Here is a 17,287-nt window from a genome sequence, read left to right as displayed (position 1 = left end):
GGCGAAACCTCCAAGCGCCGGGAACCCTCCGGGCTCAGGGGACGGCCGCCGGTGACCACGGAGCGGGTCGGCCCCGCCGCCTACGTCAACCTCGCCGGTGCCGCCGCCGCGTTCCTGCTCAGCTCCTGGGCGTGGGGGCTGATCAGCCCGCTGGGCGCCCGGTACAAGGAGGCGCTGGGACTGTCCGCGCTCCAGCAGTCCCTGCTCGTCGCGGTGCCCGTGCTCGTCGGCGCGCTCGGCCGGGTGCCCGTCGGGGCGCTCACCGACCGGCTCGGGGCGCGGGTGATGCTGCCGGCGATCAGTTTCCTCACCATCCTGCCGGTGCTGGGGCTGACCGTGTTCCGCTCGTACCCCGGACTGCTGGTCGTCGGGTTCTTCCTCGGCCTGGGCGGCACCCCGTTCGCGGCGTCGATCCCGCACGCCAACGCGTGGTTCCCGCCGGCGAAGCGCGGCCTGGCCCTGGGGGTCGTCGGGATGGGCATGGGCGGCACGGCCATCGCGGCCCTGCTGACCAAACCCATGATCGACGGGTACGGCGAGAACGCCCAGTTCTACCTCGTCGCCGCCGTGCTGGCCGCCTTCGGGGTGCTGGCCGCCCTCGTGCTCCGCGACCCGCCGGGCCGGACGCCGTCGGCCACGCCGTTCGCGACCCGGTTCGCCGAGGCGGCCCGGCAACCGATGACCTGGCCGCTGTCGGCGCTGTACGCGGTGTGCTTCGGCGGCTACGTGGCCTTCGCCGTCTACCTGGTGACCTACCTCCAGACGGAGTACGGCGTCAGCCAGGGCGACGCCGGGCTCAAGGCCGCCGGGTTCACCCTGGTCGCCGTCGTGCTGCGGCCCCCGGGCGGCTGGCTGTCCGACCGGATCGGCCCCGCGAAGGTACTCGTCGGCTGCCTGTCGGTCGTGGCCCTGACGGCGGTGTGCCAGGCGTTCGCCCCGCCGCTGTACCCGTGGGCCACCCTCGCCCTGCTCACCATGGCCGGGGCGCTCGGCGCGGGCAGCGGAGCCGTGTTCGCGCTGCTCGCCCAGGTCACCCCGGCGCGGCACGTCGGGGCGGTCACCGGCATCGTCGGCGCGGTCGGCGGGCTCGGCGGGTTCCTGCCGCCCCTGGTGATGGGCGCGGTGCACGGCGCGACCGGCTCGTACGCCATCGGGCTGATGCTGCTGTCGGACGTGGCCCTCGCGGCGCTGGTCTACACGTGGACCCGGCTGCGTCAGGAGGCCGGGCCGTCCTCGCCCGGGAGCGACCGGGCCAGCGCGTCGAGGATCATGGTGAGGCCGAACCCGAACTCGTCGGCGAAGGAGTAGCCGGGCCGCATGACGTGCTCGGTGGCCAGCTCCACGAGGTGCGGGTACTCCCCGGCGGGGAGCTGTTCCATGATCGGCCCGGCGACGTCGGCGACGTCGTCCGGCGCGGTGGGCAGCGCGTTCTCCTGGAGCACGAAGCCGTAGAGGTGGCTGTCGAGCAGGGCGAACGCGTGCGCGGTCATCGCCACCGAGAACCCCGCCCCGCGCAGGGTGCCGATCACCGCGTCGTGGTGCCGCAGCGTCGCCGGGCCCGGGGCGGACCGCGAGTCCAGCAGGCCGACCGCCCAGGGGTGCCGCCGGAGCACCCGGCGGGCCGAGTCCGCCCGCCGGGTCAGTTCCACCCGCCAGTCGCCGTCGGTCGCGGGCAGGTCGATCTCGGTGAACACGAGGTCCACGATGCCGTCGAGGATCTCGTCCTTGTTGGCGACGTGGTGGTAGACCGACATCGGTTTGACGTCGAGTTCCTGGGCCAGTGACCGGATGGTCAGCGCCCCGATGCCCCCGGCGTCGGCGACCGCGACGGCGGTGCGCAGCACCCGTTCCCGGTTGAGCGGGGCGCGGGTCCTCGCCTTGTCGCTGACTGGCTTCGACAACCGTGCCTCCCGACGGATAGCGCTCTGGTACTAAGTACGTTACCGTGCCTTACTAAGTAAGGTGCGGTTCGGACGCGCCGGGGGAGAGGGAAGTCATGTCGAGAAGGACCACCGGACGCGTTGTGGGCGCTTTGTTCCTGCTCGCGTTCGTCGTGTACATCGCGGGGAACGCCCTGGTCGAGGGCGGTTCTGGGGGCCGACTGCCGGCGGGGGCGCTGCTGATGCTGGCCAACTCCGTCGTCGTCGCCGGGATCGGGGTGCTGGTGTTCCCCGTCCTGAGGGCGCACGGCGAGGCCTCCGCCCACGGGTACCTGGTGGCGCGGGCGGGCGAGGCGCTGCTGCTGGCGGTGGGCGTGGTCCTGCTGCTCCTCCAGGTGCCGCTCGCGGGGGAGCGCGACGGCGGGGCGGCGCTGCTCGGGTCGCTGGCCCGGGAGGGCAACCGGTACGCGTACCAGGTCGCCATGATCTCGCTCGGGCTCGGCAGCCTGGCGTTCTGCCGCGTCCTGTTCCGCGCGCGCCTGGTGCCCCGCCCCGTGGCGCTCTGGGGCCTCGCCGGGTACGCGGTCCTCACGCTGGGCGCGGTCCTGGAGATCCTCGGCCACCGGGTCGGCGTGGCGCTGTCCGTCCCCGGTGGACTGTTCGAGGTCGCGCTGGGCGTGCTGCTGCTGGTCAGGGGCTTCCCCGTGGAGCGCCCCGCTCCGGCCGTACCCGTCGGCGATCTTGTCTGAAGTCCGACATGACGGTCTTGTAGATCAAGGGAACCTATGGCATATCTGGTGCCCCGCCAGGAACTACAGCACTCTTAACACGCCTAAATATTGATTAGTCCTCTGTGGACCACCCACATCGGGCATTGCTCTCCGAATATGGCAAGACTACGTTCGGTCATTGGTAGTACCCGATGGAAGGGGTTTCCCATGACCGGATCCGCCGTCTACCCGTTCGGCCAGGCCCAGCCCGACCAGTCCGTCCGACGCATCCGCGTCCCCGATCGCACGTGGACGCTCGACGGGGGCTGGGGCTGGGTCTACTACGCCCCCGGCCACGACCAGCTCCAGCAGCCGATCATCATGTCCGACGGCTTCCACCTCGGCGAGAGCGACCGCACCGCCCTGTACTGGGGCTTCGAGAACAACGGCGAGTTCGCGCTGATCACCGAACTCAACCAGCGCGGCTACGACGTGATCGTCCTCGGCTACCGCGACTGTTCCCGCTCCGTCCTCGCCAACGCCGAGACCGCGACACAGTGCATCTGGCAGGCCATCGCCGAGTCGGTCACCGACACCCCGCTCGTGGTGGGCGGGTTCAGCATGGGCGGCCTCGTCACCCGGTACGCGCTGGCCCGGATGGAACTCCTCCGGATGGACCACCGCGTCTCGCACTACTTCTCCTACGACACCCCGCACCTGGGCGCGTGGGTCCCGATCAGCCTGCAGAGCCTCGCCTGGTACATCAAGCCGACCAACTCCGCCCTCGCCGACCTCATCGACAGCGACGCGGCCCGGCAGATGCTCTGGAAGCAGAAGACCAGCCTGGCCGCCGACCCGGAGGAGCACGAGGAGCGCCGGAAGTTCCGCGCGGAACTGGCCCGGCTCGGCGACTGGCCCGTGCGGCCCGTCAAGATCGGGGTGGCCAACGGCCGTGGCGACGGCCAGGGCAACGGCAACCCGCCCGGCGAGATCGGATTCGCGGTCACCCAGGGCCTCTACTACGGCACCGAGCTCTACATCCAGGGCTCCGGCGACCCGCAGCAGGTCGCCAAGCTCCGGACCATCGGGCTGTTCCCGGCGGACAAGTACACGCCGGGGTATCCCGAGCTCGACAGCGTGGCCGGCGGCACCCTCGACTCGTTCGCCATCGCCGCCGCCACGATCAGCGCGGTCGCCGGGCAGCAGGCCGTCGCCCCTTACCCGGACGTGAACTTCATCCCCACGATCAGCGCGCTGGCCGTGACCGGTACCGACATCGGCGACCCGGCCGACCTGGCCCTCAACGTCGACGAGCTCGGCGACGACCGGTTCGAACTCGACCTGCACCGCACGTCCTCGGCCAACACCGGCCACACCGCCATCACCCGCGAACTGTGCGAGTTCATCCTGGAACAGCTGCCGAAGCGGTAGCCGCCCACGACGGTGGCCGCCGTGCCCGCGCTGCTCGGGGCGGGCACGGCGGCACCGTCGGCCGTTCGGGTCCGGGACGGGTCACGCCGCCGCGGCCCTCGCGCGGGCGCGCCGCCGCAGCGCCGGTAGCACCCACGGTGCGCCGAACAGCAGCAGTCCCGCCGCGATGTGCCACGGGAAGCCGGTCAGCAGCGTGAGGTACGTGCCCGGCAGCGTCGCCGGGTCCCAGTACGTCGCCGGGGGCCCGCCGGAGTTGTCGGCCAGGGACACCGTCCCCTCGGCGTAGGCGTAGCGGACGCACGCCTCGTCCTCGTACCCGTCGAGGCGGTTGAAGAGATCGTGGTCCAGCCGGACGGCGACCAGCAGCACGCAGTTGGCCGGCGGATCCACGCCCACCGTGACCAGCCGGGACGGCGTGGCCCGCAGGAGGCCGGGCGTGTTGGAGATCCGCGTCTTCCGCTCCTGGAGATGGGCGTCGCTGAACCGGACCCGCTCGACGCGCCAGGGAAGGGGGTAGTCGCGCAGGGTGTCGCGGACCAGCCGTTCGCCGGTGTCCGTGGCGGCGAGGACCACGATCCGGTCCCCGTCGTACCGCCACCCGGCCAGGTCCCGGGAGTGCGCCGAGAGCAGGTCGTTGATCGGGCCGAGCTGGGTCACGTACCTGTCGGGAAGGTCGTGGTCGGTGGACCCGGTCGGGCCGAAGCCGGACAGGGCCGCCCCGGACCAGTGCGTCGCGCCGGGCCCGGCCCAGGCTGCGGCCAGCACGCTGGCGGGGATGAGGACGGCCAGCCCGAGGATGGTCAGGGTGGCGAGCAGGAATCGGCGCATGGCAATGAGTTTCGGGGCGGGCGGTCACGTTCGGATCCCGGACGGCTCACGGATGGGCTCCCAGTGCGTCGACGGCCTGGTCCCCGGCGAACATCCACTGTGGCCGCTTCCGTGCCCCGGAGGTCCCTGGCGACCGGCGGATTCATCCGGCGGGGCGGAGGCGCACCGGGGCCGGGCCACGGGGCGAAGACGCAGCGTGGCCCGGCCCGACGCGGCCCCCGGGATCACGGCCCTGCCCCGGGGTCACGGCCCGAGCAGCCCGTGCTCGCGGGCGTAGACGGCGGCCTGGGTGCGGTCCCGGACGCCGAGCCGCTCCAGGACCCGGGACAGGTAGTTCTTCACCGTGCCCTCGCTGAGGTGCAGCTGACGGGCGATCTCGCGGTTGGTCAGCCCCCGCGCGACGAGGCGCAGCACGTCCACCTCGCGGTCCGTCAGCGCCACGTCCGACCGCTCGGGCGGGGCGCCGACCGCCGAGGCCAGGCGCGCGGCGGCGGCGGGGTCGAACTGCACCACCCCGGCGTGCGCGAGCCGGACCGCCGCCGCGAGCTGGGCCGACGGCAGATCCTTCAGCAGGTACCCGGCGGCGCCGGCCCGCAACGCCCGCACCACGTACCGCTGGTCGTCGAACGTGGTGAGCATGACGACCCGGCAGTCCGGCAGCTCGGCCCGCAGCAGCGCGGCGGCGTCCAGCCCGTCCATGTCGGGCATCCGCACGTCCATCAGGACGATGTCGGGTCGGGTCGCCAGTGCCCTGGCCGCGGCCTCCCGACCGTCACCGGCCGTCGCCACCACCTCGATGCCCTCCTGGAGGCCGAGCAGGGACGCGATCCCCTCCCGGACCAGGACCTGGTCGTCGGCCACGAGCACCCGCACCGTCACGGCGCGCCCCCGGGGGTCCCCACGGGGCCGGGCACCGGCCGGCGAGCCCCGCCGGGCACGGTCACCACGAGCCGGGTGCCGCCCGCCGGCCCGCCGGCCACGTCCAGCCGCCCGCCGACCCGCTCCACCCGGTCCCGCAGGCCGCGTAGGCCGAAGCCCTCCGCGCCGGGGGCGAACCCGCGCCCGTCGTCGCCGATCGTCAGCCGGGCCCGGTCGGCGCCGAAGTCCACGAGCACCTCGATGGCGGTGGCCCGGGCGTGCCGGCGGGCGTTGGTGATCCCCTCCTGGGCGGCGCGGAACAGGACCCGCAGCGTCTCCTCGCCGTACCGGTCCTCGTCCCCGGTGACCCGCACCGGGACGCTGTCGCCGACCAGCTCGTCCAGCGCGCGGGTCAGCCGGAACGGCCCCGGTTCGGCGTGCAGGGTCCGCACCGACCGCCGGACGTCCTCCAGGGCCCGGCGGGCCGACCGTTCCGCGTCGCCGAGCGCCTCGCGGGCCAGGTCGGGGTCGCGGTCCCGGAAGGCGGTGGCCTTCTCCAACAGCACCAGAACGGCGGTCAGGTGGTGCCCGACGTCGTCGTGGATGTCGCGGGCGATCCGGGTCCGCTCGGCGGCGGCGGACAGGTCGGCGATCCGGCGGTGCGACTCCTCCAGCCTGTGGCGGCCGGCGCGCTCCTCGACCGCGACGGCGGCCATCGTCACGGCGAGCACCAGGCCGAGGGCGAACATCAGCAGGTCGGAGACCTTCTCCAGATCCGTGGTCCAGCCGGGGGAGGTGACCTGGTGGCCGACGAGGACCAGGCCGAGGCAACCGGCGCCGAGGGCCAGGGCCACCGCCCGGCCGAAGGCGAAGTACGCGGTGAAGGGCACGAGCACGAACAGCGCCCGGGACAGGCCCGAGCCGTCCGCCGCCGCGACGGCCAGGAACAGCACCGCCCGGGCGGCCAGCAGGAGGGCGGCCCGGCCACGCCCGCGCGCCTCGACGAGTTCGAGGGCGAACAGGGCCGCGATCCCGCCGGCGAACAGGACGAGGTGGGTGTCGCCCAGGCCGCGGACACCGGCGTACAGCCCGGCGACCAGCACGGCCGCGTACAGCACGGGCGACACCCACGGGACGGGCCGCGAGGAGGTCACGGCCCCGAGCCTACGTCCGCGCCAGGGCAGGGGAGGTCCCGGTCCACGTCGACACGGACAGCCACACCATCGAGGCGCAGGCCAGGACGTGCACCGCGCTGCCGAACAGGGTGTCGGGCAGCGACGCGAGGACGGCCAGCAGGGTCAGCGTGACCGGGTAGCCCCAGGAGGGCAGGCGCGGGAAGACCTTCGCCCGGATCAGGGAGATCCCGAACAGGACCGTGCCCACCACGAAGACGAGCACGCTGCCGAGGACGGCGAACCGGGTCGGCCCTTCGAGCAGCTCCGTGACGACGGCCTCGTCCAGGAAGAACACGACCAGGTTCAGGGCGAACGCGACCCCGGCGAACAGGCCGAGCCCGATCAGGTTGACCGCGTAGGCCACCGCCCCGAACCGGCCGGCCGCGTGGCTCTGCCGCAGGTAGATGGCGGTCAGCGCGGGGGCCCCGCACGCCGCCCCCAGGCCGACCACGAAACTCGTGACCGTGGTCTCGCCGGTGAAGGACTCGATGAGGCCGGGCACCCCGAGCGAGAGGCCGAGCAGGACACCGCACACTGCGCCGAAGCGCGACAACCAGGTGAGAGACATGCCGCCACGCTAGGTTCGCGGCGGGGCACCCCGGCAGTGCCGAACGGCCACGGTCCGGCACGTGCCGGGTCATGTTCGAAGAACGCCCCCGACGGGTACGGGCCACGCATGGAACACGAGGTCATGAGCCGCTGCCCGGTCTGCGAGGCCCGGGTCTACGTCAACGCGGGCAGCCCGACGCCCCCGCACCCCGCCGACGGCCCGGGCGGGCCCTGCCCGGGCGCCGGCCAGCCGTCCCGCTAGCCCGCCCGGCCCCCGCGACGCCGGCACGCGCCAGGAACGACCCGGGACCGGCGGCCGGACCCGGCGCGGTCCGCCCGGATCCGCTCCGGGGCGCCGGGCCCACTCCCTAGACTGGTGCCCGAGGTGCGGAGACGGGGGTGCGCTGTGCCGAGGACACCTGCCGACGCCGGCCGGCCCGCCGCCGACCGGGGCCCGCGTCCCGCCGACGCCGGGCCGCGGGCATCCGGTGCCGGACCGGCGGCGCCGGACGCCGGGCCCGACGCCATGGTGCGGGTGCGCGGGGCCCGCGAACACAATCTCCGCGGCGTCGACGTGGCCGTACCCCGCGACCAGGTCGTGGTCTTCACGGGTGTGTCCGGTTCCGGCAAGTCCTCGCTGGCCTTCGGCACCATCTACGCCGAGGCCCAGCGCCGCTACCTGGAGTCCGTCGCCCCCTACGCGCGCCGCCTGATCGACCAGGTCGGCGCGCCCCGGGTCGGCGACATCACCGGCCTGCCCCCGGCCGTGGCGCTGCGCCAGCCCCGGGGCGGCGGCACGACCCGGTCCTCGGTGGGCACGGTCACGCACCTGTCCAACGTGCTGCGGATGCTGTTCTCCCGCGCCGGGGCGTACCCGTCGGGTGCTGAACTTCTCGATTCCGACGCCTTCTCGCCGAACACCGCCGTCGGGGCGTGCCCGCACTGCCACGGCCTCGGCCAGGTGCACACGGTGAGCGCGGCGAAGATGGTCCCCGACCAGAGCCTGAGCATCCGGGACGGCGCGGTCGCGGCCTGGCCGGGCGCCTGGCAGGGCAAGAACTACCGCGACATCCTCGCCGAACTCGGCGTCGACATCGACCTGCCCTGGTCGGAGCTGCCCGCCGAGCGGCGCGACTGGATCCTGACGACCGACGAGCAGCCGGTGGTCACCGTGCACCCGGTGCGCGAGGCGCACCGGATCACCCGCCCCTACCAGGGCACCTACTCCAGCGCCCGCCGCTACGTGCTGCACACCTACGCGACCACGAAGAGCCCCGCGCTGCGGGCCCGCGCGGCCCGGTTCCTGGAGTCGGCCCCGTGCCCGGTGTGCGAGGGTCGCCGGCTGCGCCCGGAGGCCCTCGCCGTGCGGTTCGCCGGGCAGGACGTGACCCGGTTGGCCGCCCTGCCGCTGTCCGGCCTGGCCACCGTCCTCGCCGCCGCAGTCGCCCCGGACCGGCTCGCCGCCGACGGGGTGACCGGCGCCCGCGCCGAGGCCGCCGCGACCCTGGTCGCCAACCTGCTCGACCGGATCGGCACCATGACGGAGCTGGGGCTCGGCTACCTCGGCACCGACCGGTCCACGGCCACGCTGTCGGCCGGGGAGCTCCAGCGGCTGCGGCTGGCCACCCAGCTGCGCACCGGGCTGTTCGGGGTGCTCTACGTCCTCGACGAGCCGTCCGCCGGGCTGCACCCGGCCGACACGGAGGCGCTGCTGGCCGCTCTGCGCCGGTTGCGCGCCGCCGGCAACTCCCTGTTCGTCGTGGAACACAACCTCGACGTGGTACGCGACGCGGACTGGATCGTCGACGTCGGCCCCGGGGCGGGCGAGCACGGCGGCAGGGTGCTCTACAGCGGGGAGGTCGCGGGCCTGGCCGACGTCGAGGCCTCGGCCACCCGGCCGTACCTGTTCGAGGGCGCCGGATCCGCCCGCCCCGCCCCGCGCGAACCGTCGGGCTGGCTGGAGCTGCGCGGCGTGACCCGGCACAACCTGCGCGACGTGACCGCGCGCTTCCCGCTGGGCGCGTTCACCGTCGTGACCGGCGTGTCCGGCTCGGGCAAGTCCACCCTGGTCAGCCAGGTCCTCCCGGCGGTCGTCGCCGCGCACCTCGGCGTCGAACCGGAGCGGCCCGAGGAGGACGAGGACCTGCCGGCGGCGGAGGACCGGCCCGCCGACGGGGTGACCGCGACCGGCCTCGACGGGGTGCACCGGCTGGTCCGGGTCGACCAGCGCCCGATCGGCCGCACCCCGAGGTCGAACCTGGCGACGTACACCGGACTGTTCGACGCGGTCCGCAAGCTGTTCGCGGCCACCCCGGAAGCCCGGTCCCGCGGGTACGACGCCGGCCGGTTCTCCTTCAACGTGCCCGGCGGCCGGTGCGAGAACTGCCAGGGCGAGGGCGCGATCTCCATCGAGATGCTGTTCCTGCCGGGGGCCAGCGCGCCGTGCCCGGTGTGCCACGGCAGCCGCTACGACCCCGCGACCCTGGAGGTGACCGTCGACGGCCGGTCGGTCGCCGACGTGCTCGCCCTGACCGTCGACGAGGCCCGCGACGTCCTGCGCGACGTGCCCGCCGCCGCCCGCAGCCTCGCGGTCCTCGCCGAGGTCGGGCTCGGCTACCTGCGGCTCGGCCAGCCGGCGACCACCCTGTCGGGCGGCGAGGCCCAGCGGGTCAAACTCGCCAGCGAACTCCAGCGGGTCCGGCGCGGCCGCACCCTGTACGTGCTCGACGAGCCGACGACCGGCCTGCACCCCGCCGACGTCGAACTCCTGGTGTCCCAGCTGCGCGGACTCGTCGACGCCGGCAACACCGTGGTCCTCGTCGAGCACGATCTGGACGTCGCGGCGGGCGCGGACTGGGTGGTCGACCTCGGCCCCGGTGGCGGGTCCGCCGGTGGCCGGATCGTGGCCGCCGGGCGGCCGGCGGAGGTGGCGGCGGCCCCGGGCAGCGTGACGGGCCCGTACCTGGCGGCCCGGATGGCGCGCGGGCCGCGCGCGGCGGGCTAGCCGGGCGGAACGCCCGTCCGTCCCCGACGGCGCCTGTCCGGTATCCGAATCGTGATCGTCGATCGTTGTCGACCGGCCGGGCGGGACCTACCTTTGTGGCATGTGGATGATATGGGCGGGGTTGGTAGTGCTGGCGCTGACCGTGTTCGCGGTCCTCTTCGACCGTCGCCGGGCCGGCAGGCTCGGGCCGCGCGACGCGTCGAACGTCTACCCGGACCGGGGCGAGAACGCCAACTACGCCGGGATCGTCGAGTACTCCCGCAGTGGCCCCTCGGCCATGGGCGGCGCCAACACCGGGATCTGACCCCCGCGACCCGACCGTGATCCCCGGCCCCCGCACCAGGGGCCGGGACACACGGTCTCGGAACCAGGCCCGGCCCGGGACTGAAGGTCTCGGCATCACGCCCGGCCCGGGACTCACAGGCCCGGGCTCACGGGCTCCAGACCAGGGCCGACCGGGCGAACCTCGGCTCCGGCCAGGTGGCCGTCGGCGCCAGCGCGACCGCCATCAGCAGCCCGGCCACCGGGAGCAGGTCCGGGTCGACCGCCGGCACGAGGATCCCTGCGAGCACCGCCACCGGGCTCCACCACGGCATCCGGCGCGCCCCGGCGAGCAGCGTCAGGAGCACGACCAGGCCGAGCGGGAACAGCCGCGGCCCGACCGTGTGGAACGCGGGCTCCACCCCGGGGACCGCCGCGAACTCCGCCGCCAGGGTGCGCAGGTCCGCCGGGTCCGAGGCCAGCGCGCCCCAGGCGATGTCCGCTCCGAACTGGACCATCGTGGCCAGCAGGCCGACCACGGTGGCCGTGACGGTGAGCGCGCGCACCGGCCCCCGCCGCAGGCACTGGCCGAGGCCGAGGACCACCGGGACGAACAGGACCATGCCCGCGAGGCCGAGCAGGTGGGCGGCCTGCCAGTCGAGCCCCGGCCCGTACCGGCCGTCCTGGGCGCCGAGGAACCGGACCACCCCGTAGCCCGCGACGCACAGCGGGGCGGCGAGGACGAGTGCTCTCTGGGAGGCCATGCCCTGATCCTGTCCCGGTCCGGGCGCGCGGACCTCCGGGGAGACCCCGGTCGCGGACCCTGGTTCTACCCTGACCTGCCCCCGGGTCCCGTCGGGGCCGCCGTCACCGGCACAACCACAGCCCCACGCAGACGACCACGACCGCCAGCACGAGTCCCGCGATCATCAGCTCCCGGGAGAGTTCGCCCAGCTTGTTGTGCTTGGTGTCCTTCTGGATCCGGCGGTCGATCTCGTCAGGGTTCACAGGGCGCGCCTCTCTTCGCGGGGACGCTCCACTCTAGGCAGCGGTGCGGGCCTCCGCCCAGGTGAGGCCGTCTCCCGCGCTCGGCCGGGGTCTTACGCGACCGTCCCGGCCCTGCGCAGCGCCGTCGACGCCGCGTGCGCCACCCGCCGCAGGATCGGTTCGACACTGGCGAACGGGACCGCGTCGCGCGGCCCGGCCACGCCGATCGCGGCGACCGGGCTGCCCGCCGCGCCGTGCACCGCCACGGCCATCCCGACCTGCTCGTCGACGTACTCGCCGTGGTCGTAGGCGACGCCCCGGGTCCGGATCGTGGCCAACTCGGTGGCCAGTTGGGCGGGGTCGGCCACCGTCCGGGCCGTGAACGCCCGCAACGGCAGGGACCCGAGGATCTGGTGGATGTCGGCGTGGTGGGCCAGCAGGGCCTTGCCCGTGGCGGTGGCGTGCGCGGGCGCGTGGTTGGCGAGCTGCGGGCGGCCCGTGCGGGTCTGGAGGCGTTCGAGGTGGAAGACCATCGTGCCGCGGAGTACGGCGAGGCTGGTGGACAGCCGGGTGTGGTGGAACAGCTCCATGACGTGCGGGGCGAGCACCGTGCGCAGCAGCGCGTGCGGGGGAGTGGCCGCCGCGTCCAGGAGCCGCCAGGTCCGGTCGCTGATGTCGTACAGGCTGCCGTAGCGGACCACCGCGCCCTCCGCGACCAGGGCGGTGACCAGGCGGTGCACGGTGGCCTTGGGGAGGCCGAGGAGGCGCGCCATCTCCGAGATGCCCAGCGGGCGGCCCTCGCGGAGCAGGCAGGTGGCGATCCGGATGACCCGGCCGACGAGGGAGGTGGTGGACGGTGCGTCGGTCATGGGTACCGCCGAAGGGGACAGGCCACGGGGGCGAAGGGGCGACCTGTGGATAACGACGGCGGGACCGTGCCCGGTGCGGGGCACGGTCCCGGGCGACCCGTCAGATCCGGTCGGCCACGATCATCAGGTAGTGGAAGCTGCCCTCCTTGTACGCGGTGAGGAACGGCTCCTCCACGCCGGTGGCCACCGAGGACCGGGCCCGCAGTTCCCAGTACGGGATGGTCAGGGCCGTGAGGTCGATGACCTCGATCGGGGTGAGACTGTTGGCGGCCATGGCCTTGAAGTACTCGCCCCGGGAGTGCACGTTGCACGTGTAGCGCTCGTCGATCTGGATCACGGCCTTGGACCGGCCGCCGGTCAGGTCGTTCCAGCACCCGGTGATCGTGACGTACCGCCCGCCGAAGGCCAGGCTCCGGGCGTGCTCGGCGAACAGCTCGAACAGGTCGACGTACATAGTGGACTCGTTGTTCCACGCCGCGCGCACGGTACCCGTCGGAAGGCCGTTGTCCAGCATGTTGCGGAAGTGGAACCGCACCTTGTCGGCCACGCCGCGCTCGGCGGCCTGGGCGTTGGCGAAGTCGACCTGCTGCTGGGAGATCGACACCCCGTCGACCTGGCAACCGAACCGCTGGTTGGCCATGAACGAGGTCCCGCCGCGCCCCGAACCGGCGTCGAGCAGCCGGTCGGTGGCCGCCACGGGGCCCAGGTTGTCGAGCAGGAACGAGGCCTGCGCGCTCTCCAGCCGGTGCAGCTCGGCGATGATCCGCTCGTCGCTGGCGTTCGGCAGGTCCTCCAGGAGCTTCGGGTCGACGGCGCCGATCCCGTAGTGGTGGTGGAACAGGCCGTCGACCTCGCCGAGCCGGATGTTCACCGGGTCGCGCTCCTCGTCCCAGTACCGGGCGATGGAACGCTGGTAGGCGGTGCGCAGAACGGTGTCCGTCATGGTCATCGTGTTCTCCTCGTACTGGTCAGGCGGCGGGGGAGTCAGCGTGGTACCGGCGGGTCGTGGCGTGCCATTCGCGGCTTCCGCCGCACCACGCCCACGTGTCGGCGAAGAACCGGCGCAGATTGGGTGTGCCGACGAGGCTGAGCGCGCCCGCCTCGGCGACGAAGGCCCGCATCAGCTCGTTGTGGATCTCGATGGTGCGGCGGATCGCGCCCCTCCTGGTGAGGCCCTCCTCCGACATGAGCAACTCGGGCAGGCTCAGGTCGTCGTCGGATTCCTTGCCGGCGGAGTTGAGGTCGTTGATCAGCACGGCGGCCAGTCCGGCCATCGTGAACGCGCGCCGCACCGCCGGGTGGTAGAACTCCTCGGCGCTCAGTTCGTAGCCGGCGAGGGCGTCGATCAGGATCATCGGGGGCAGGTAGCTGTTGTGGTTGCGGTGCACGAGGTACTCCCACACCGCCGGCCGTTCCTGGCTGACCCGCCAGCTCGCGTTCTGCCCGAGCGTGGTGAACAGGATCGCCATCTGGTGCTGGAACCGGCCCATCTGCGTGCCCGTCGTGTACTGCGACAGGTTGCGCATCCCGGACCGGAACGCCCGGGCGATCGGCTCGGTGCGCACGAACGCGTCGAGCTCGGGCTGGTAGGCCCGGGGCAGGGTGACGGGGTCGACCATGCCGTAGATCAGGGCCAGGCGTGCGCTCGTGAGCTGCGGGTCCGCCCCCATCTCCTCCTCGTCGAGGTAGTAGTCGTCGGCGGCCCATTCGGCGACCACGACCTGGGTGGCGGCCAGCAGCCGGTCCGGGTCGTCCACCGCCGGGTGGGTGAGCATCATCAGCCGGCCGAAGTTGCAGGACCGCAGGTGCTCCAGGCGGCCGGCGTAGATGCCCATCTCCCCGGCCCACGCGACGAGCCGCTCGTTGACCAGTTCGCCGAGCGCGGGGTCGTCGCGGACCGGGCCGGGGCAGAAGAGCTCCGGCAGCGGGTCGTCCTCGGCCGGCGGGGCCTCCCCGGGCTCCTCCGCGGCGGTCGGCGACGGCCCGAGCAGGCCCGCCACCAACCGCGCCGCCGAGGTGCCCAGGCCGGTGGGCCGGGCCTGGAACGCCGCCGGGACCGTCGGCTCCGGCGGGTCGAGCACGTCGTCCAGCGCGGCCGACGGGGCCGCCCAGGTGTCGGACAGCAGCGCCCGGGCGAGCGCGGCCAGGTCGTCGGGGGCGCGCGGCGCACCGCCCGGGGTGGGAAGGCGGGACATGACAGGCAACGGGTACCTCCCTCGTGCGGGGCGGGGGCGTGTGCTAGCCGTGCTCGACGCCGAGCTGGACGTCGTCGAGGACGCCGAGCGCGTCGGGCACCAGGATCGCGGCCGAGTAGTAGGCGCTGACCAGGTACGACATCACGGCCTGCTCGTTGATGCCCATGAACCGCACGTTCAGCCCGGGCTGGTACTCGTCCGGCAGCGGGCCGGGCCGCAGGCCGATCACGCCCTGGTCCTCCTCGCCGGTGCGCATCACGAGGATCGACGTGGTCCGGTTCTTCGAGATCGGGATCTTGCCGCACGGGTACAGCGGCACGCCGCGCCAGGCGAGCTGCCGCTTCCCGTCCACCTCCACGTTGTCCGGGTAGATCCCGCGCTTGGTGCACTCGCGCAGGAACGCCACGATGGCCTGCGGGTGCGCGAAGAACGCCTTGGAGTTGCGCCGCCGCGACAGCAGCTCGTCGAGGTCGTCGGGGGTCGGCGCGCCGCTGTGGGTGTGGATCCGCTGCCGCAGGTCGGCGTTGGCGAGCAGCCCGAACTCGGGGTTGTTGACCAGCTCGTACTCCTGGCGTTCCCGCAGCGCCTCGACGGTCAGCCGCAGCTGCTGCTCGACCTGGTTCATCGGCTCGTTGTAGAGGTCGGCGACCCGGGAGTGCACCCGCAGCACGGTCTGGGCGACGCTGAGTTCCAGTTCGCGCGGCGCGAGTTCGTAGTCGACGAACGTGCTGGGGAGCAGGGCCTCGCCGACGTGCCCGGCGGCCATGTCGATCGCGGCCTCGCCGTGCCGGTTGATCTCCGGGCCGACGGCGGCGACCAGGCGGTCCACGTGCTCGCGGAGCGGCGTCGAGGAGTCCAGGACCTGCTCGAACGCCGCCCGGGGCAGGGCGAGCACGGTGAGCTGGGTGGTGGCCTTGACGGTGTGCTCCCAGATGCCCGCGTCGTCCACGAGCGACCAGTCGCCGAAGTGGTCGCCGCCGGCCAGCACGCCGAGGACGGTCGGGTCGCCGTACTCGCCGACGCCCTGGCGGACCGCGCGGCCGTGCGCGATCAGGTACACCTGGTCGGCCGCGTGCCCGAACTCGACGATCACCTGGCCGGGCTCGAACTCCAGCTGGGTGAACCGGCCGGCCAGCGCGGCGAGCGTGTCGGGGTCGTCGAGCCCGCGCAGGACGGGCAGCTCGGTGAGCTCCGCCGGGATCACCCGGATGTCCGAGCCGGTGTTGACGAACTCGACCCGGCCGTCGCCGACGGTGTAGGTCAGCCGCCGGTTGACCCGGTACGCGCCGCCGGGCACCTGCACCCAGGGCAGGGTCCGCAGCAGCCAGCGGGAGCTGATCTCCTGCATCTGCGGCACAGACTTGGTGGTGGTGGCCAGGTTGCGTGCGGCGGCGGTACTGAGGCTGAGCTGCCGCTCCGCCGCCTCCGTGGCAGGGCTGATGGTCATGCGTCTCCTCGGGAGTGCGGATCGTGGGGCAAGTCTGACCAAAATGGCGAATACCCAGCAACTCACTGTTCCGTGGGATGAAACGCCGAAACGGCCCGCCGGGTCTCCTCCGCCACCAGGTCCGCGTTGATCTGGGCGCCGGCCGCCGCGCCCGCCGCCGAGGCCGCGCCGACCTGTGCCGCCAGGTCGGTGACATTGCCCGCGACCCACACCCCGGGCACGTCCGACCGGCCGGTCGGGTCGGCGGGGAGGTGTTCGCCGAGGCCGGAGGGGTGTGGGACCGGGCGCAGGCCGAGATCCGCCAGGAAGCCGGCGCGCGCGGTCATCCTGGGCGCGACCACCAGCGCGTCGCGCCGGACGACCGTGCCGTCGCCCAGCCGGACCCCCGCGAGCCGGTCGCCGTCGAGTTCCAGCGCCGCGACCTCGCCGGCCACCACCCGGACGCCCCGGGCCGCCAGCCGCTCGGCGTCCTCGCCGGTCAGCGGCGGCGCGGTGTGCGCGAAGTACACGACGTCGGCGCTCCACTGTCGGAACAGCAGCGCCTGGTGGGTGGCCATCGGGCCGCTCGCCAGCACGCCGATGGCCTGGTCGCGGACCTCCCAGCCGTGGCAGTACGGGCAGTGCAGCACGTCCCGGCCCCACCGGGCGCGCAGGCCCGGCACGTCCGGCAGCTCGTCCACCAGCCCGGTCGCCACCAGGAGCCGCCGAGCCCGGACGGTCCGGCCGTCGGCGAGGGCCACCGCGAAACCGGGGTCCCCGGCGGCAGGTCCTCCAGGCGCCCGGGTGACGCCCGCGACCTCCCCGGTCAGCACCTGACCGCCGTACCGGCGGACCTCCGCGCGCCCGCGCTCCAGCAGTTCGGCCGGCGGCAACCCGTCGTGCCCCAACAGCCCGTGCACGGCCCGGGCCGGGGCGTTGCGGGGCGCGCCCGCGTCGACCACCAGCACCGACCGCCGTGCCCTGGCCAGCATCAACGCGCCGCTCAGCCCCGCCGCGCTGCCGCCCAGTACCACCACGTCGTAGTCGTCCCTCAGTTGACCGGTCACTGTGACCACCTCCTGCGGCCACCGTGCGCCGTACCGCAGAAATCGGC

Annotated in this window: 18 protein-coding genes; 6 read left to right on the top strand and 12 right to left on the bottom strand. The window is 73.8% G+C overall.

The genetic code is table 11. From position 1 onward, the window contains the following. The first annotated feature begins 51 nt into the window (after positions 1-51). Entirely contained in the window at positions 52-1,308 is a 1,257-nt protein-coding gene (locus AB0M43_RS05225; RefSeq protein WP_363721349.1) for an MFS transporter, read from the top strand. Here AB0M43_RS05225 and AB0M43_RS05220 read toward each other — a convergent pair. Then, positions 1,215-1,901 (bottom strand): TetR/AcrR family transcriptional regulator C-terminal domain-containing protein, encoded by a 687-nt coding sequence (locus AB0M43_RS05220; RefSeq protein ID WP_363721348.1) that lies wholly within the window; start codon positions 1,899-1,901, stop codon positions 1,215-1,217. The two genes, AB0M43_RS05225 and AB0M43_RS05220, sit on opposite strands and share 94 nt — an antisense overlap. Positions 1,902-2,023: 122 nt before the next feature. Here AB0M43_RS05220 and AB0M43_RS05215 point away from each other — a divergent pair, with 122 nt between their 5' ends. Together AB0M43_RS05215 and AB0M43_RS05210 are read left to right on the top strand one after the other, a co-directional pair. Then, the gene (locus AB0M43_RS05215; protein WP_363721347.1) at positions 2,024-2,629 is read left to right on the top strand and encodes a DUF4386 domain-containing protein; all 606 of its coding nucleotides are present in this window, start codon (positions 2,024-2,026) and stop codon (positions 2,627-2,629) included. A gap of 189 nt (positions 2,630-2,818) precedes the next feature. Then, positions 2,819-4,021, top strand: a complete 1,203-nt coding sequence (locus AB0M43_RS05210) for a hypothetical protein (protein ID WP_363721346.1) — start codon at positions 2,819-2,821, stop codon at positions 4,019-4,021. Between the two features lie 81 nt (positions 4,022-4,102). Here AB0M43_RS05210 and AB0M43_RS05205 read toward each other — a convergent pair whose 3' ends face one another. The 4 genes from AB0M43_RS05205 to AB0M43_RS05190 all read right to left on the bottom strand — a co-directional run bounded on the left by AB0M43_RS05205 (position 4,103) and on the right by AB0M43_RS05190 (position 7,450). Further along, positions 4,103-4,849 (bottom strand): hypothetical protein, encoded by a 747-nt coding sequence (locus AB0M43_RS05205; protein WP_363721345.1) that lies wholly within the window; start codon positions 4,847-4,849, stop codon positions 4,103-4,105. 243 nt (positions 4,850-5,092) lie between these two features. Beyond that, positions 5,093-5,728, bottom strand: a complete 636-nt coding sequence (locus tag AB0M43_RS05200; RefSeq protein WP_363721344.1) for a response regulator transcription factor — start codon at positions 5,726-5,728, stop codon at positions 5,093-5,095. Continuing rightward, positions 5,725-6,861 carry a sensor histidine kinase gene (locus AB0M43_RS05195; protein WP_363721342.1) on the bottom strand — a complete coding sequence of 379 codons (1,137 nt, stop codon included), beginning with the start codon at positions 6,859-6,861 and terminating at the stop codon, positions 5,725-5,727. Before AB0M43_RS05195 ends, AB0M43_RS05200 begins: the two co-directional genes overlap by 4 nt. A gap of 10 nt (positions 6,862-6,871) precedes the next feature. Then, complete coding sequence (locus AB0M43_RS05190) at positions 6,872-7,450, bottom strand: hypothetical protein (protein WP_363721341.1); 579 nt, start codon at positions 7,448-7,450, stop codon at positions 6,872-6,874. Positions 7,451-7,558: 108 nt separating this feature from the next. On the opposite strand from AB0M43_RS05190, the gene AB0M43_RS05185 reads away from it, so the two are divergent. From AB0M43_RS05185 to AB0M43_RS05175, 3 genes are all read left to right on the top strand, one after another. After that, positions 7,559-7,693, top strand: coding sequence for a hypothetical protein (locus tag AB0M43_RS05185; RefSeq protein ID WP_363721339.1), 135 nt, complete (start codon positions 7,559-7,561; stop codon positions 7,691-7,693). Positions 7,694-7,837: 144 nt separating this feature from the next. Further along, the gene (locus tag AB0M43_RS05180; protein ID WP_363721337.1) at positions 7,838-10,435 is read left to right on the top strand and encodes an excinuclease ABC subunit UvrA; all 2,598 of its coding nucleotides are present in this window, start codon (positions 7,838-7,840) and stop codon (positions 10,433-10,435) included. Between the two features lie 100 nt (positions 10,436-10,535). After that, positions 10,536-10,739: a hypothetical protein gene (locus AB0M43_RS05175; RefSeq protein ID WP_363721335.1), complete on the top strand. Its 204-nt coding sequence runs from the start codon at positions 10,536-10,538 to the stop codon at positions 10,737-10,739. 127 nt (positions 10,740-10,866) lie between these two features. Here AB0M43_RS05175 and AB0M43_RS05170 read toward each other — a convergent pair whose 3' ends face one another. From AB0M43_RS05170 to AB0M43_RS05140, 7 genes are all read right to left on the bottom strand, one after another. Then, on the bottom strand, positions 10,867-11,460 hold the full coding sequence (locus AB0M43_RS05170; RefSeq protein ID WP_363721334.1) for a hypothetical protein: 594 nt from the start codon (positions 11,458-11,460) through the stop codon (positions 10,867-10,869). Between the two features lie 103 nt (positions 11,461-11,563). Then, positions 11,564-11,704, bottom strand: coding sequence for a hypothetical protein (locus AB0M43_RS05165; RefSeq protein ID WP_363721332.1), 141 nt, complete (start codon positions 11,702-11,704; stop codon positions 11,564-11,566). Between the two features lie 92 nt (positions 11,705-11,796). Beyond that, positions 11,797-12,552 (bottom strand): IclR family transcriptional regulator, encoded by a 756-nt coding sequence (locus AB0M43_RS05160; protein ID WP_363721330.1) that lies wholly within the window; start codon positions 12,550-12,552, stop codon positions 11,797-11,799. Positions 12,553-12,652: 100 nt separating this feature from the next. Further along, a complete protein-coding gene (locus AB0M43_RS05155; RefSeq protein ID WP_363721328.1) occupies positions 12,653-13,501 on the bottom strand; it encodes a geranyl diphosphate 2-C-methyltransferase in 849 nt (282 codons plus the stop codon). Positions 13,502-13,520: 19 nt separating this feature from the next. Further along, the gene (locus AB0M43_RS05150; protein WP_363721326.1) at positions 13,521-14,747 is read right to left on the bottom strand and encodes a family 2 encapsulin nanocompartment cargo protein terpene cyclase; all 1,227 of its coding nucleotides are present in this window, start codon (positions 14,745-14,747) and stop codon (positions 13,521-13,523) included. 43 nt (positions 14,748-14,790) lie between these two features. After that, positions 14,791-16,194 (bottom strand): family 2B encapsulin nanocompartment shell protein, encoded by a 1,404-nt coding sequence (locus AB0M43_RS05145; RefSeq protein ID WP_363721324.1) that lies wholly within the window; start codon positions 16,192-16,194, stop codon positions 14,791-14,793. Between the two features lie 62 nt (positions 16,195-16,256). Then, the gene (locus AB0M43_RS05140; protein ID WP_363721323.1) at positions 16,257-17,240 is read right to left on the bottom strand and encodes an NAD(P)/FAD-dependent oxidoreductase; all 984 of its coding nucleotides are present in this window, start codon (positions 17,238-17,240) and stop codon (positions 16,257-16,259) included. Between the last annotated feature and the right edge of the window lie 47 nt (positions 17,241-17,287).

It is taken from the genome of Longispora sp. NPDC051575 (assembly GCF_040681875.1).
GTDB lineage: Bacteria > Actinomycetota > Actinomycetes > Mycobacteriales > Micromonosporaceae > Longispora.
The sequence above is the reverse complement of the archived record's forward strand: the minus strand, read 5'-3'. Positions and strand labels throughout refer to the sequence as shown.

Excerpts from the sequence above, each read along its gene's own strand:
- AB0M43_RS05210 (WP_363721346.1), top strand. The coding sequence starts at position 2,819 with ATGACCGGATCCGCCGTCTACCCGTTCGGCCAGGCCCAGCCCGACCAG.
- AB0M43_RS05205 (WP_363721345.1), bottom strand. The coding sequence starts at position 4,849 with ATGCGCCGATTCCTGCTCGCCACCCTGACCATCCTCGGGCTGGCCGTC.
- AB0M43_RS05190 (WP_363721341.1), bottom strand. The coding sequence starts at position 7,450 with ATGTCTCTCACCTGGTTGTCGCGCTTCGGCGCAGTGTGCGGTGTCCTG.
- AB0M43_RS05185 (WP_363721339.1), top strand. The coding sequence starts at position 7,559 with ATGGAACACGAGGTCATGAGCCGCTGCCCGGTCTGCGAGGCCCGGGTC.
- AB0M43_RS05175 (WP_363721335.1), top strand. The coding sequence starts at position 10,536 with ATGTGGATGATATGGGCGGGGTTGGTAGTGCTGGCGCTGACCGTGTTC.
- AB0M43_RS05170 (WP_363721334.1), bottom strand. The coding sequence starts at position 11,460 with ATGGCCTCCCAGAGAGCACTCGTCCTCGCCGCCCCGCTGTGCGTCGCG.
- AB0M43_RS05160 (WP_363721330.1), bottom strand. The coding sequence starts at position 12,552 with ATGACCGACGCACCGTCCACCACCTCCCTCGTCGGCCGGGTCATCCGG.
- AB0M43_RS05155 (WP_363721328.1), bottom strand. The coding sequence starts at position 13,501 with ATGACCATGACGGACACCGTTCTGCGCACCGCCTACCAGCGTTCCATC.
- AB0M43_RS05150 (WP_363721326.1), bottom strand. The coding sequence starts at position 14,747 with ATGTCCCGCCTTCCCACCCCGGGCGGTGCGCCGCGCGCCCCCGACGAC.
- AB0M43_RS05145 (WP_363721324.1), bottom strand. The coding sequence starts at position 16,194 with ATGACCATCAGCCCTGCCACGGAGGCGGCGGAGCGGCAGCTCAGCCTC.